Annotated in this window: 12 protein-coding genes; 9 read left to right on the top strand and 3 right to left on the bottom strand. The window is 36.8% G+C overall.

Annotation, left to right across the window (positions count from 1 at the left end; translation table 11 throughout):
* Nucleotides 1-8: 8 nt before the first annotated feature.
* Nucleotides 9-545, bottom strand: coding sequence for a hypothetical protein (locus tag EIB73_RS14830; protein WP_125026008.1), 537 nt, complete (start codon nt 543-545; stop codon nt 9-11).
* Nucleotides 546-740: 195 nt separating this feature from the next.
* Entirely contained in the window at nt 741-1,388 is a 648-nt protein-coding gene (locus EIB73_RS14825) for a YceI family protein (protein ID WP_125026141.1), read from the bottom strand.
* 89 nt (nt 1,389-1,477) lie between these two features.
* On the opposite strand from EIB73_RS14825, the gene EIB73_RS14820 reads away from it, so the two are divergent.
* The gene (locus EIB73_RS14820; protein ID WP_125026007.1) at nt 1,478-2,410 is read left to right on the top strand and encodes an ABC transporter ATP-binding protein; all 933 of its coding nucleotides are present in this window, start codon (nt 1,478-1,480) and stop codon (nt 2,408-2,410) included.
* Between the two features lie 138 nt (nt 2,411-2,548).
* Here EIB73_RS14820 and EIB73_RS14815 read toward each other — a convergent pair whose 3' ends face one another.
* Nucleotides 2,549-2,881, bottom strand: a complete 333-nt coding sequence (locus EIB73_RS14815) for a zinc ribbon domain-containing protein YjdM (RefSeq protein ID WP_125026006.1) — start codon at nt 2,879-2,881, stop codon at nt 2,549-2,551.
* Nucleotides 2,882-3,354: 473 nt separating this feature from the next.
* On the opposite strand from EIB73_RS14815, the gene EIB73_RS14810 reads away from it, so the two are divergent.
* The 8 genes from EIB73_RS14810 to EIB73_RS14775 all read left to right on the top strand — a co-directional run bounded on the left by EIB73_RS14810 (nt 3,355) and on the right by EIB73_RS14775 (nt 13,716).
* Entirely contained in the window at nt 3,355-4,560 is a 1,206-nt protein-coding gene (locus EIB73_RS14810) for an RsmB/NOP family class I SAM-dependent RNA methyltransferase (protein ID WP_125026005.1), read from the top strand.
* A gap of 303 nt (nt 4,561-4,863) precedes the next feature.
* Nucleotides 4,864-6,528: a GLPGLI family protein gene (locus EIB73_RS14805; protein WP_125026004.1), complete on the top strand. Its 1,665-nt coding sequence runs from the start codon at nt 4,864-4,866 to the stop codon at nt 6,526-6,528.
* Nucleotides 6,529-6,835: 307 nt separating this feature from the next.
* The gene (locus tag EIB73_RS14800; RefSeq protein WP_125026003.1) at nt 6,836-8,428 is read left to right on the top strand and encodes a GMC family oxidoreductase N-terminal domain-containing protein; all 1,593 of its coding nucleotides are present in this window, start codon (nt 6,836-6,838) and stop codon (nt 8,426-8,428) included.
* Nucleotides 8,429-8,677: 249 nt separating this feature from the next.
* Nucleotides 8,678-10,348 carry an asparagine synthase B gene (gene asnB, locus EIB73_RS14795; protein WP_125026002.1) on the top strand — a complete coding sequence of 557 codons (1,671 nt, stop codon included), beginning with the start codon at nt 8,678-8,680 and terminating at the stop codon, nt 10,346-10,348.
* 207 nt (nt 10,349-10,555) lie between these two features.
* The gene (locus EIB73_RS14790; RefSeq protein ID WP_125026001.1) at nt 10,556-11,953 is read left to right on the top strand and encodes an MFS transporter; all 1,398 of its coding nucleotides are present in this window, start codon (nt 10,556-10,558) and stop codon (nt 11,951-11,953) included.
* 157 nt (nt 11,954-12,110) lie between these two features.
* Nucleotides 12,111-13,013 carry a pirin family protein gene (locus tag EIB73_RS14785; protein ID WP_125026140.1) on the top strand — a complete coding sequence of 301 codons (903 nt, stop codon included), beginning with the start codon at nt 12,111-12,113 and terminating at the stop codon, nt 13,011-13,013.
* A gap of 17 nt (nt 13,014-13,030) precedes the next feature.
* Nucleotides 13,031-13,432, top strand: coding sequence for an OsmC family protein (locus EIB73_RS14780; RefSeq protein ID WP_125026000.1), 402 nt, complete (start codon nt 13,031-13,033; stop codon nt 13,430-13,432).
* The gene (locus EIB73_RS14775; RefSeq protein WP_125025999.1) at nt 13,432-13,716 is read left to right on the top strand and encodes a GNAT family N-acetyltransferase; all 285 of its coding nucleotides are present in this window, start codon (nt 13,432-13,434) and stop codon (nt 13,714-13,716) included. Before EIB73_RS14780 ends, EIB73_RS14775 begins: the two co-directional genes overlap by 1 nt.
* The last annotated feature ends 114 nt before the right edge of the window (nt 13,717-13,830 follow it).

Raw genomic sequence — 13,830 nt, 5'->3', positions numbered from 1 at the left:
GCCTTTTTTTATATGAATTTTTTGATGTTTAAAATAGAAACAGTTAGAAGAATAAGAAATCCGCAGAGAAGACACAAAGATTCATTAGTTAATGTTGCGGATAATGCGCTATATTTTTCAAAAATATGCGAAAGAAAAACTCTTTCAAAAACTGACCGATTATCCAAATAGTTTACAATCACATCATTACAAAGTAAGCATTCTACTTCTTCTTTTTTTGTGCTTGAATCTTGATAATCCACCAGTGCAAAAACGTGGCCCGTTTTATCTAAATCTAAGCCATAAATTTCATGTTTTGCAATTGCTAAATCATTTAAAATAGAGACAAAATCGTTATAAGAATTGTTTTCATCAAGAATAAATTCAATCCCCGTATCTTTTTCATTTCGTTTTTGAAGATTTTCAATTTCTGAAACATAGAATTTTGAATTTTCTTTCGCACCAACTTTAATTTTTTTACAATTCCAGTTTCTGCAAGCCTCAAAAGAATATTGCTTCTCTAATGGAATATTCGGGTTGTATTTCGCAGGCAATCCTAAATCCATAACATTTGGTACAGGACGCTGCAGGTCTCCAGTTCCATAAAACCAAAAAAAGAAGTGGGATGATCAGTGCGCTTATCAATCCTGGACGTAATATTTTTGGTCAGCTTGGTTTTCATTCTTAAAGATAAATTTAGACAAACAAAAATCCGTCCCAAAGAAGGAGACGGATTTTTATTTTAAACTTTGTTTAAAGTTTTATTTCTTTTCGTTGGCTTTAATAATAATCTGAAGATTTACATCATCTTTAATAACTCCATTCGCTACCGGCATTTGGAATTTCACGTTGAATGCTTCTCTGCTGATGTCTTTCGGCTCTGTTGCAATACTCGCCACGCCATCTTTTACAGAAACATTTGCATTAAACTGCATTGGTTTTGTAATTCCTTTAATTGTCAAATTACCATCAAGCAAAGTATTATAGTCTCCGGAATCATTTTTAGAAACCTTCGTAATTTCGTAAGATGCAGTTGGGAATTTATCGGTTTCGAAGAAGTCTCCACTTTTCAAATGACCGTTCAGTTTTCCTAACTGTTCTGCGTCATCTTTTAGATCAACAGATGTTAAAGAATTCATATCAACAATAAATTTACCACTTTCAAGCATTCCTTCATGTACGGTTAAATCGCCGCTTTCAAAATTGATGGTACCGAAATGGCTGGTTTGATCAGATTTCAATATTTTATAACCTTTCCATTCAATTCTACTGTTCAATGTATCAAGTTCATAAACTGCTCCATTGTTATTGGTGGTTACTTCAGTAGTTTCATTTACGACTGGTTTATCTTTCGTACAAGAAGTTAAAACCAATGACGCAAATGCGGCTAAAAGAAAAGATTTTTTAATTGTAATCATCACTAATACTTAAATTTTTATTGTTTGCGCTAAAATACTAAAAATAAAATTATTACCAACAAATATGTTATTTTTGCACCATGCTTTTAGAAATCAAGAATTTATTTTTTTCACATCGGCCAGATCAGCCTCTTTTTCAAAACTTTAATCTGAAAATTGAAGAAGGAAAAATTATAGCGTTGGCAGGAGAAAGTGGTTGTGGAAAATCAACCCTTTTAAATTTAATTTATGGACTTCTCGAGTGGGAAAAAGGGGAAATTCTCTTCAATGGAAAATCCATTTTAGGACCTGTAAAAAATTTAGTTCCGGGCGAAGACGATATGAAACTGGTGGCACAGAATTACGATTTGATGCCTTACGCTACCGTTTCTGAAAATGTAGGAAAATTTATTTCCAACATCAATTTACAGGAGAAAAAGCATAAAGTTGAAGAATTGCTGGAAGTAGTAGGTTTACTCGAATTTAAAGATACTTTGCCAAAATACCTGAGTGGCGGTCAGCAGCAACGTGTAGCTATTGCAAGAGCACTTTCGGTATTGCCAAAACTTCTGTTGCTTGATGAACCTTTTAGTAATTTAGATTTCTCCCGCAAAATTGAATTGCGGGAAAGACTTTTTAAATACGTTCGGGAAAAAAATATTTCCTTAATTATTTCTACACACGAGATTCAGGAAGTAATGCCTTGGCTGGATCAGATCATTGTTTTAGAAGGAGGTCGCTTAATTCAGAATGACAATGCAGAAGAAACGTACAAAACCCCCTACAATCAATACGTTGCCAGACTTTTTGGAGAGGTAAATGTGTTCACCGACGAGGAAAAAGTTGCCTTAAATGTGAGCAAAAACTTTTGGTATCCTCACGAAATCCGAATCACAGAGAACGGAAGAGACGCTGAAGTTTTAGAAAGTCGTTTTGCCGGAAGCCATTTCTGGAATAAACTTTCAATAAAGGGGAAAAATCTAATTTCCTATACCCCGGAAAAGATTAAAGGTACTGTAAAAATTAATTTATAAAAAAGAGAAAAGTCAGGAAATTAGTTTTTTCTAAACTATTCCCAACTTTTCTCAACTATTTTTTCTGTTTGCAAAAATTTTATAATCTTCAACCGAACGCTTTAGACTCTTAGAAAACCGGTCGAATTAAAATTCGGCCTATGCTTTTTTGACAAATTCAGATTTCAGCGCCATAGAGCCAAATCCATCAATTTTGCAGTCAATATTATGGTCACTGTCTGGGCGAAGTCTGATGTTTTTTACTTTTGTGCCAGCTTTTACAGGTTTTGGCGCGCCTTTTACGGGCAAATCTTTTACGACAACTACGGTATCGCCGTCTTGTAATTCATTTCCGTTGGCATCTAAAATCTTGTCTTCTTCGGCCGTTTCTCCGGGAATCCATTCATGGAAACATTGAGAACATACCATTTTGCCATCTTGCTCATACGTAAATTCTGACTGGCATTTTGGGCAAATTATTGTATCGCTCATAATTATAATTTTTACAAAGATATTATTATTCTAAAAAGATTGCAAGAGGATTGAAATCATGGTTTTTTGAAAAGAAATGAAACCTTTTTTTATAAATAATGCTCTGGAAATGTGCTCTTCAAAAAATTACTGAAGTCTCAAAGTAGAGAATTTTTCAAACATCGGCGGATTTTAAACAGCAAATTGCGGAAGAAAAGAATTGTTGTGAAAATTATCTTACTTTATCTATTTAAAAACAATTTTCTAAAAAGACCGAATCTGCGCCCCGGCTTGAGTGGAGCTCTTTTTTATTGTTGGCTGATCTTACCGTAATACATCAGCCTGTTTAAACGAAGCCGGCAAGAAAAAAAGCGGGAACGGAAGACGGATAAAGGCGCCCAAAAGATGAAACATGCTATTCGGCTAAAAAACCTTATTTTTGCAAAAATTATAGCCCGAAGGTTCGAGGCTGAATTTAACCTAAATTATCCTAAATGGAACTCATACACAGAAACTTACTCATCGGAATTCACGATGCTTTGCAGGAAACTTTTTTCGAAGACCGAAAATATGCCGATAAAGTAATTGAAAGACTATTAAAAGGCCATAAACAATGGGGCAGCGAAGACCGAAAAGTGGTTGCTCAGATCTTTTATGACATTATTCGCTGGAAAAAACGCCTGGAATACTACATGGGCGAAGGTGTAAAACCAGCCAACATTTATAAAATGATTTTAACGTATTGCCTTTGGACCAAAACGCATTACAAAAAATTTGAAGAATTCGACGGCATTAAAAACGCTGAGATCATCAACAAATTAAAGAAAAACACGGTTCCTACAAAAGCCATTCAGTATTCTATACCGGAATGGTTAGCCGAAACTTTGGAGAAAGAACTCGGCCCGAGTTGGGAAAGAGAAATGGAGGCGCTGAACGAAAAAGCACCGACTATTTTGCGTGTGAACACGTTGAAAACGACAGCCCGAGAATTGGTATCTGATTTAAGAGATGAGAAAGTTGAAAGTTTTCCCATCCCGAATTATCCGGATGCGATACAACTGGAGGAAAAGAAAAATGTATTTTTAACCTCGGCATTTAAGGACGGTTTGTTTGAAGTTCAGGATGCTTCTTCCCAAAAAATCGGCGAATTGCTGGACGTTAAAGAAGGAATGCGCGTGGTGGATGTATGTGCCGGAGCGGGTGGAAAAACTTTGCATCTGGCGGCTTTGATGAAAAACAAAGGACAGATCATCGCTCTTGATATTTACGAATGGAAATTGGCCGAACTGAAGCGTCGCGCAAAAAGAGCGGGCGCACACAATATTGAAACCAGACCCATTGATGATAACAAAGTCATTAAAAGACTCCATGAAAAAGCGGATCGTTTGTTGATCGATGCGCCGTGTTCAGGTTTGGGAGTTTTGAAAAGAAATCCTGATTCTAAATGGAAAATTGACCAGGAATTTATTGACCGGATTAAAAAAGAACAACAGCAAATTTTACAGGATTACGCCAAGATCTTGAAAAAAGGCGGAAAGATGGTTTACGCAACATGTTCTATTTTGCCCAGCGAAAACGATGAACAGGTCGCAACGTTCCTGAAAAATAATGAAGGTTATTCCTTAATTAAAGAAGAGAAGGTTATGCCAAGTTCCGGATTCGACGGATTCTACATGGCGCTGATCGAGAGAAAAGCATAAGATTATACATCATATACTAAAAGGAGCGAAAATTTTCGCTCCTTTTTCTTTCGTTGAAACTTAAGTGTCCGCTTTTGTTAAACCGCAAAAGTCACAAACGTTTTTTTTGAGATGGAACTTACTGGGTTTATTAAGTTCATATAATTGCAATTCTATTAAAGCCTATTTTACTGAGGCGAACATTGTGTCTTAAATGTTTTCAGAGGAATTTTAAACGTTACGTTTTTGCATAGAAAATTCTTATGGAAGGAACTTTTAAAATCTTAAATTTGAGACAAATTAAAAGTCTACAAAATCTAAAGAATGAAAAAGTTATTCGTATTTCTGCTGTTGTCTATTGCTCAAATCCTATATGCTCAAAATTATAAAATTACCTATAAAACGTTTTTTGAAGGAAAAGAAAATGAGAAACAAGATCCTACTATTGTTTTCACAAATGACAAAGAAACCTTTATTCTGAGTGATCAAATTTTGAAAACGACCAAAGACATTCCGTTTGAAATTCAGAAAATTAACAGAACTGATAACCGGATTAATCAATTTGCTTTTCTACTGAATAATGCAGTTTCTGACTATGAAAATAAAGAGATTTTAGCAAAACAAAAATTCGAACTTAAAAGCGATATCAAGAAAATCTTAGGTTATACTTGTAAAAAAGCGGTAACCTCCATCAACTCCAATACCATGGACATTTGGTACACGACTGATTTGAAAGTCAAAGGCGGACCTTCGCTCTTAGGTCAGGACTTGGGGTTGGTTTTAGAAATTACCAGAAACGGCAACACCACAACCAAAGCTACTGAAATCTCGAAAGTAAAAAACTTCAGCCTGGAAAAAATCTTTGACCAAAAGAAAATAGCACCAACCGACGAACTAACTTATAAAGATCTCCTTTGGAAAAGCCGTTTCACAACCATATCAACTTTTGAAAATGAAACCATCAATTTTACATCTGATTTAAAAAAGGATAAAAAAATTCTACGTTTTGCCAAAGGAACTCTCATTCTTAAAAAAGTAAAGTATCCAAAAATAGAAGCGAACGCGAATGTTTTCGTTGAATTAACAGAGCAATCGGCAGGTGACGCTTACGACCGAACAGGAAGCGTTTTCATTATTCCTCAGAATAAAGAGAAAAGCTTTTTCGATGCGCTACAAAACGGTGTTAAAACAATTCCATCTTTCGACAATGGAAACGGAAAAACATATCAGGGAGTTGTGGCCACGGAAAATTATGAGCCTCCTTTGGAACTCATGAGATTTTTCACGCCTTTTGGAATTCAGCAGTTTAATCATCTGAAATTAAAAGATAAAAACTGGCACGACAAAGTATATTACAGACAGGATATTTCAGATTTTAAAGAAATCCTGAGCGAAAAAGAATTCTGGACGGGAGTTTTCATTGGAAACTACAACAAAAACGGACACAAGGTTTCATTGGAAATGACGATCCATAAAGATGGACTCGATGTTTTCAGAAACAACACCGTTACTCCCCTTTTTAACACCTTGAATATCATGGAAATGGAGGGACAGGAGTATGCCACCATGTTTAATTCTCCAAAAGGTTTGATTACCGATTTCACGCTGAAAAAAGATTTGAAAAACGCGAAACTCCGCTATATTACAACGGGACACGGCGGCTGGGAAAATGGCGATGAATTTTTACCGAAAGAAAATACGATTCTTGTCGACGGAAAAGAGGTATTTTCTTTTGTTCCATGGCGCACCGATTGCGGCAGTTATCGCCTTTACAATCCGGCTTCGGGCAACTTTGCCAACGGACTTTCTTCTTCCGATTACAGCCGCAGCAACTGGTGTCCCGGCACTACGACGAATCCGATTTACATTTCTTTGGGCGATCTAAAGGCGGGCAATCATCAGATTCAAATCTTGATCCCACAAGGCGAGAAAGAAGGTAACAGCTTCAGTTCCTGGAATGTTTCGGGCGTGCTTTTGGGCGAGGAATAGATGAGGATTATTTTTTTTTCGGAGCAAAAAGATTTTTTCTTCTCTCCTCTATCAGTCCCGCTTTACGTTACAATTCCTCGGTCGGCGCTCGCTTCGCTCGCGCCTCTCTGCGGGATTTTCACTCCAATCGCGGCTAAAAACAAAAAGCGGTTCTTCTTACCCACTTTTTCAGAACCTCAATGAAAAATACCAAAATTCCCACAAAAGTGAGGTCGTATAAAATTGAAATCAGTCTCAGTTATTATGTTAATCCTTATTTTTTTAATTTCAAATCCTGTTTTAGTACACTATTTGTTAAGGAGCAAGTATGAATCGCAAAGAATTTATTCAAACCAGTAGTTTAGGTATTGCGGCCTTTTTCTTTTTAGGATCAGGCAATCTGTTTGGAAAAGCACAAAACCCTTTAGAAATTAAATCAAATAAGCCCACAGAGATGATTGACAAAGAGGTCGTTATTATCGGGTCCGGTTATGGAGGCTCCGTTGCAGCATTAAGACTCTGTGAAAAAGGCATTCCCGTCACCCTGTTAGAAATGGGCTTAAACTGGGAGAAATCCGGGGAGAAATTTTCGCCCATGATCAATCCGGGTCATTCTGCAGCCTGGCTAAAAACAAAAACCATTGCACCCTTTTTTAATCTTTTTAATTTAGATAAATTCACTGGAACATTAGACCGACTGGATTTCGAGCATATCAAAGTCTGGGTTGGCCGCGGAGTTGGCGGTGGTTCTCTCGTGAATGGCGGAATGGCTGTTACTCCAAAAAAAGAATATTTTAAAGAAATATTTCCAAACTTAGATACAGAGAAATTTTATTCCCATTACTTTCCTTTAGCAAATAAAGAATTGAAAACCAATGTGGCTTCAGAGGAATTTTTAAAAGACTGTCACTTCTATAAGTTCAACAGAGTTGGTGAAGAAGAGGCCCACAAAGCAGGTTTTAAAACGGTTCGTGTTCCGAATGTGTATGATTTCAATTACATGGAAAAAGAGTACAAAGAAGAAGTACCACGTTCTGCTCTGGCCGGAGAAGTGATTTACGGAAATAATCACGGCAAAAACTCATTAGATAAAACCTACCTGAAAAAAGCGACGGCAACAGGAAAACTGGAAATTCTAGATTTGCATCAGGTGAATCATATTTCTCAAAATCCAGATAAAAGTTATACCATCGATATTTCTGTTATCAATACAAAAGGAGAAGAAATTCAGCATAAAATCATTAACGCAAAGAAATTAATTCTGTCGGCCGGAACAATGGGCTCTATAGAATTGTTATTAAAGTCCAGCGCGAAAACACAGCTCCCAATTGATGAAAACGTTGGAAAAGAATGGGGAAACAACGGAAACTTTATGACGGGACGAAATTGGGTAAAAGCTTTTTCTGGCGGAACAGGATTTAAACAATCTACGATTCCAGTAGGTGGAATTGATCACTGGGAAGATAAGGAACATCCATTCTTTGTAGAGATCGCACCTTTACCTATGGGATTAAATGTAGCGACAGCGCTTTACTTAATGGTGAATAAACTGAAGAAATTTGGCGAAGTAAAATATGATCTGAAAGCTCAGAAATTAGATTTAAACTGGGACCAATCGCACACGGCGCATATGAAAGACAATGCAAAACATTTTCTGCGTACTATGAATAATGCCAATGGTGGAACGAGATCGCATATACTGTTCCATAATGGTTTTGGTGCTGATGTTTGTTATCATCCCCTGGGCGGAATTGTTTTGGGAAAAGCAACTGATCAGTTCGGAAGATTGAACGGTCATCAGAATTTATATGTAATTGATGGTTCTTTAATTCCCGGAACGATCGGCGTAAATCCTTTTGTGACAATTACAGCGATTGCAGAATATTGTATGGAGGAAATTATTAAGAAGGATTTTGTTTAAAGATTCGCTTTAACAACGATAAAAAAACACTTCTCTTCTTCGGGAAGTGTTTTTATTTTAAATGGAGGCAATGAAAATTTTCAATATAAATCGGTCAAATTGTACGATTAACTTAAATTTTTCCTCTTTAAAAACTTATTTAAGAAAAATATTCACTTTTTGAAATTTTTAGTTTATTTTTATAAACTTTTACAATATGTTTGTGGTAGAATTTTAATTAAAATTTACAAAACGATAAATATAGAAATCATGTGTGGAATTGTATGCCTGTTTGATGCGAAACAAAAAACCGAACTCTTAAGACCTCAGGTTTTAGAAATGTCGAAAAAGATACGTCATCGCGGTCCGGACTGGAGCGGAATTTTTCAAAATGAGAAAGTAATTTTTTCTCACGAAAGATTGGCGATTGTGGATCCAACTTCGGGAAAACAACCTTTGTTCTCCAAAGACAAAAAAATAGTTTTAGCAGTAAATGGGGAAATTTATAACCACCGCGATTTGCGAAAAGAGTTTCCGGATTATGATTTCCAAACTGAATCAGATTGCGAAGTCATCATACCTTTATTTCAAAAATATGGAAAAGATTTCGTGGATAAACTGAACGGAATTTTCGCCTTTGCAATTTATGATATCGAAAATGACGTTTACTTTGTTGCGCGTGATCATATGGGAATATGTCCACTTTATCAAGGTTGGGACAAAAACGGAAATTACTATGTGGCTTCAGAATTAAAGGCGTTGGAAGGTATTTGTAAAACCATCGAAAACTTTTTACCGGGACATTTTTTATACAGCAAAGATGGCTACGAAATGCAGCAATGGTACAAAAGAGATTGGGAAGATTTTGAAAATGTAAAAAACAACACTACGGATATTGCCGAACTGCGAAAAGCTTTAGAAGACGCTGTTCACCGCCAGTTAATGAGCGACGTTCCTTATGGAGTTTTACTTTCCGGCGGTTTGGATTCTTCCATTATTTCTGCAGTGACGGCAAAATATTCCAGAAATAGAATCGAAAGTGGGGACACGCAGGAAGCTTGGTATCCCCGTTTACACAGTTTTGCGGTTGGTTTGGAAGGAAGCCCCGATTTAATTGCGGCACAAAAAGCGGCAGAACATATCGGCTCCATTCATCACGAAGTTCATTTCACCGTGCAGGAAGGGTTAGATGCCGTTCGAGACGTTATTTATCATTTGGAAACCTACGATGTGACAACGATTCGTGCTTCTACGCCGATGTATTTATTAGCAAGAGTCATTAAATCTATGGGAATAAAAATGGTGCTTTCCGGCGAAGGAAGCGATGAACTTTTCGGCGGCTATTTATACTTTCATAAAGCGCCCAATGCAAAAGAATTCCATGAAGAGAATGTGAGAAAACTTAATAAACTTCATTTATATGATTGCTTGCGGGCGAACAAATCCCTGATGAGTTGGGGAATTGAAGGCCGTGTTCCTTTTCTGGATAAGGAGTTTATGGATGTAGCAATGCGCCTGAATCCAAAAGACAAAATGGTAACTGCACACGAACCCAAAATTGAAAAATGGGTCTTGAGAAAAGCTTTTGAAGATATGCTTCCGGAAAGTATCACCTGGCGCCAAAAAGAACAGTTCTCTGATGGAGTTGGATATTCCTGGATCGACTCGTTAAAGGAAGTAGCGAATCAGGAAGTTACCGATGAAATGATGACCAATGCAAAATTCCGTTTTCCGCTGAACACGCCTCAAAATAAAGAAGAATACCGGTACCGAACAATTTTCGAAGAACATTTCCCGAGTGAAACTGCAGCGGCAACCGTTCCTTCAGTTCCATCTGTTGCGTGTTCTACCCCAATCGCTTTAGAATGGGATGAGGCTTTCAAAAATGCAAATGATCCCAGTGGAAGAGCTGTTTTGTCGGTTCATGAAGATTCCTATTAAAACAATTTTGAATTCTGAATTTTGAATTTTGAATCCGGTTCTGGACTTTTAAATTTGGGTTCTTAAAAAAGTATTTTAATCATTCTTAAAAATTCTGCGATTGATTTCGTGGAATTTTTTTTGTTTAAGATTTCATCAATGACTATTTTTAACAAAGACTTAAACGGATGGCAACTTCTTTGCTTCTGAATGTCTTAAATTTGTTAAATGCCTTTTAGCCAAGATAATCCCGTTAAAAAATTTCTTCCCTTAATTCTCGCCACATCTATTTTCATGCAGATGTTGGATTCTACGATCCTAAATACTTCGCTGCCTTCCATCGCGAAAGATTTGCAGGAATCGCCATTGAATATGCAGAATGCGATCATCAGTTATGTTTTAACGCTGGCTTTATTTATGCCTGTAAGTGGATTTTTAGCCGATAAATTCGGGACGCGAAAAATCTTTATCAGTTCTTTGTTCATCTTCGTTTTGGGGTCTGTTTTTTGTGCGCTTTCGCAGGATCTTACGCAATTAGTTATCTCCAGAATTATTCAAGGTTTGGGTGGGAGTTTGATGACTCCGGTCGGAAGGCTGGCTTTAATAAAAACTTATGAGAAAAATGAGTTGATGAAAGCCATGAATTTCGCAATTATTCCCGCCTTGATTGGACCCATTTTAGGACCTTTAGTTGGAGGTTATATGGTGGATTATTTATCGTGGCACTGGATTTTTCTAATTAATGTTCCCATTGGTTTAATAGGAATTTTTCTGAGTTTAAAATTTATGCCCGATTATAAATCGCGGGAAATTACCTTTGATTTAAAGGGTTTTTTAATTTTCGCCTCCGCTTCACTCTTACTTTCCATCGCCTTAGAAATGTTTGGAAATACGCAACACACAACGCTGGTTCTTTTCATTTTCACTTTAGGATTTCTAATGATCTACTATTATTACATCCACGCGAAAAAGACCAAAAAACCAATTTTTCCTTTGAATTTATTTCAGGTAAGAACATTTCGCGTAGGAATTTTAGGAAATCTAGCCACAAGATTAGGGATCAGTTCTATCCCACTTTTATTGCCGTTGATGATTCAAATTGCGTACGGACAATCTGCGGTCGTTTCGGGCTGGATCGTAGCTCCAATGGCATTAACGGCCATGTTTGGGAAATCTTTGGTCATTAAAATTTTGGACTTTTTTGGCTACCGAAAAACATTGATGACCAATACTTTTATCATCGGAATTTTGATTGCATGTTTAGGAATTCCCGGCATAAAGTCTTCGATTTATTGGTTTGTTCCTATCATTGCGATCCTGGGATTTTTTAATTCTATTCAATTTACCTCAATGAATACGATTGCGATCGCAGATTTGCGGGATTCTCACACCAGCAGTGGAAATTCACTTTTGGCAGTCAATCAGCAGCTTGCCGTTGGGTTCGGGATTGCTTTGGGCTTAATTGTCTTGAAATTATTCGAAAACAATACCGGAATTACAGACGGAAGCACGCATCTCGCCTTTCGATACACTTTTTATACGGTAGGTTTTGTCACCGTAATTTCTGGATTTGTCTTTAGAAGACTTCATATTTCAGACGGAAATAACATGAAATCTGCGGATTAACCGCCTTAAAAAAACATCCATTTCACTACTTAACCTAAATCAATGCTGCTTCATTTTTAACGGCTTAAATTTGTATGAATTAAAAAGTGAATCTCTATTTCTAAAGAAATTTTACTGATTTTCACAATACAAACTGTCTTTAAATTTTAAAATTATGATGTCAAATATTGGTTTAGTTATAGAAGAAAAACCTGCAGATATCGGAAACTTCCTCGTTGGAAGATTACTTCCTTTCCGCGAAAAAAGAGCTGTAGGACCATTTGTTTTTATTGATCATATGGGACCGGCAGCGCTGAAAGACTATCAGAATATGGATGTCCCGCCACATCCGCACATTGGATTATCCACGTTAACTTATCTTTTTGAAGGTTCCATACAACATAAAGACAGTTTGGGAAGCGACATCGAAATAAAACCCGGAGCTGTGAATTTTATGACGTCCGGAAAAGGCGTTGTACATTCAGAAAGAACACCGGAATATCTAAGAACGACCGATAAAAATCTGCATGGATTTCAAATCTGGATCGGTTTGCCAAAACACATGGAACAGTCTGAACCCACTTTCCATCATACCGAAGCGGATGAAATTCCAACTTGGGAAGAAAAGGGAATACACTATAAATTAATTGCAGGCGAACTATTAAATCATAAATCTCCCGTTCCGACGCATTCAAAATTATTTTTCCTCGAAATTAAAAGTAAAGAGACCCAAAAGCTCAATATCGGCGAAACTTTATTTGGTGAAGTTGCCATGTATGTTCTAGAAGGAAGCGTGAACATCGAAGGTCATACTTTTTCCGGCAAGCAACTGATTGTGGCGAAAAATTCAAAACTTTGTGAATTTGAGATGGCCGAAAACACGACGATTTACCTTTTCGGTGGAGAACCTTTTAAGGAAGAACGCTTTATTTTCTGGAATTTCGTAAATTCTGATAAAGCCTTAATTGAGCAGGCCAAAAAAAACTGGCATGGTCAAAACTTAGAAGCTTTCCCAAAAATTCCCGGTGATGATGAGGAATATGTTCCGCTTCCCAGAGCAATACTGAAAGGCACTAAATAAATTTTTAAAATGAAAAAATGGCAGTTACTGTAAAAGCAAGTTTAGGAAAACAAAAATATTATACAGAAGTCATCGCCGGGGAAAATAGCCTGATTACCGATGAACCCGTGAGTGCCGGCGGCGGAAACAAAGGATTTAATCCCTACGAAATGATGGCGACCTCTTTAGCAAGCTGTACCGCAGCCACTTTAAGAATGTATATTGACCGAAAAAAGTGGGAAGTTGAAAAAATAAACGTAGAAGTTAAGCTGGAAGATTATCCCCAAACCAGAACTGCCGTTTTCGAAAGAAACATCAGTTACGAAGGCGCCAACCTTGATGCAGAACAACTTGACCGTTTACATGCGATTGCTGAACGCTGCCCTATCCATAAAATATTACACGGAAATATAGAAATTAACACAAAATTTATAGAATAATGACAGAATTAAAACACATCAACAACGAAAAAAACGGGGCTTTCGAAATTTATTATGAAGGCCAAAAAGCAGGAGAAATGACTTATAAATGGGCCGGAAAAGACAAATTCATCATCGATCACACCGAAGTTGACAAAGCCTTTGGCGGAAAAGGGCTTGCAAAAGAACTTGTTTTTGCGGGAGTACAATATACACGCGAAAACGGCAAAAAAATAGTTCCACTTTGTCCTTATGCGAAAGAAACTTTTGAGAAAAATAAAGAACTGCAGGATGTCCTTTTCTAAATTGAACTCGAAATTTATTTTTTTGAAGTATTCCATATTCACCACAAAATAGATTTGTCTTCAAATCCATAACCGTCTTAGACAAAATAAATAAAGATTTCAAGTTTTAATCCT

Source organism: Kaistella carnis (assembly GCF_003860585.1).
Lineage (GTDB): Bacteria > Bacteroidota > Bacteroidia > Flavobacteriales > Weeksellaceae > Kaistella > Kaistella carnis.
The sequence above is the reverse complement of the archived record's forward strand: the minus strand, read 5'-3'. Positions and strand labels throughout refer to the sequence as shown.

Excerpts from the sequence above, each read along its gene's own strand:
- EIB73_RS14830 (WP_125026008.1), bottom strand. The coding sequence starts at position 545 with ATGGATTTAGGATTGCCTGCGAAATACAACCCGAATATTCCATTAGAG.
- EIB73_RS14805 (WP_125026004.1), top strand. The coding sequence starts at position 4,864 with ATGAAAAAGTTATTCGTATTTCTGCTGTTGTCTATTGCTCAAATCCTA.
- EIB73_RS14810 (WP_125026005.1), top strand. The coding sequence starts at position 3,355 with ATGGAACTCATACACAGAAACTTACTCATCGGAATTCACGATGCTTTG.
- EIB73_RS14790 (WP_125026001.1), top strand. The coding sequence starts at position 10,556 with ATGCCTTTTAGCCAAGATAATCCCGTTAAAAAATTTCTTCCCTTAATT.
- EIB73_RS14785 (WP_125026140.1), top strand. The coding sequence starts at position 12,111 with ATGTCAAATATTGGTTTAGTTATAGAAGAAAAACCTGCAGATATCGGA.
- EIB73_RS14800 (WP_125026003.1), top strand. The coding sequence starts at position 6,836 with ATGAATCGCAAAGAATTTATTCAAACCAGTAGTTTAGGTATTGCGGCC.
- EIB73_RS14820 (WP_125026007.1), top strand. The coding sequence starts at position 1,478 with ATGCTTTTAGAAATCAAGAATTTATTTTTTTCACATCGGCCAGATCAG.
- EIB73_RS14780 (WP_125026000.1), top strand. The coding sequence starts at position 13,031 with ATGGCAGTTACTGTAAAAGCAAGTTTAGGAAAACAAAAATATTATACA.
- EIB73_RS14775 (WP_125025999.1), top strand. The coding sequence starts at position 13,432 with ATGACAGAATTAAAACACATCAACAACGAAAAAAACGGGGCTTTCGAA.
- EIB73_RS14815 (WP_125026006.1), bottom strand. The coding sequence starts at position 2,881 with ATGAGCGATACAATAATTTGCCCAAAATGCCAGTCAGAATTTACGTAT.
- asnB (WP_125026002.1), top strand. The coding sequence starts at position 8,678 with ATGTGTGGAATTGTATGCCTGTTTGATGCGAAACAAAAAACCGAACTC.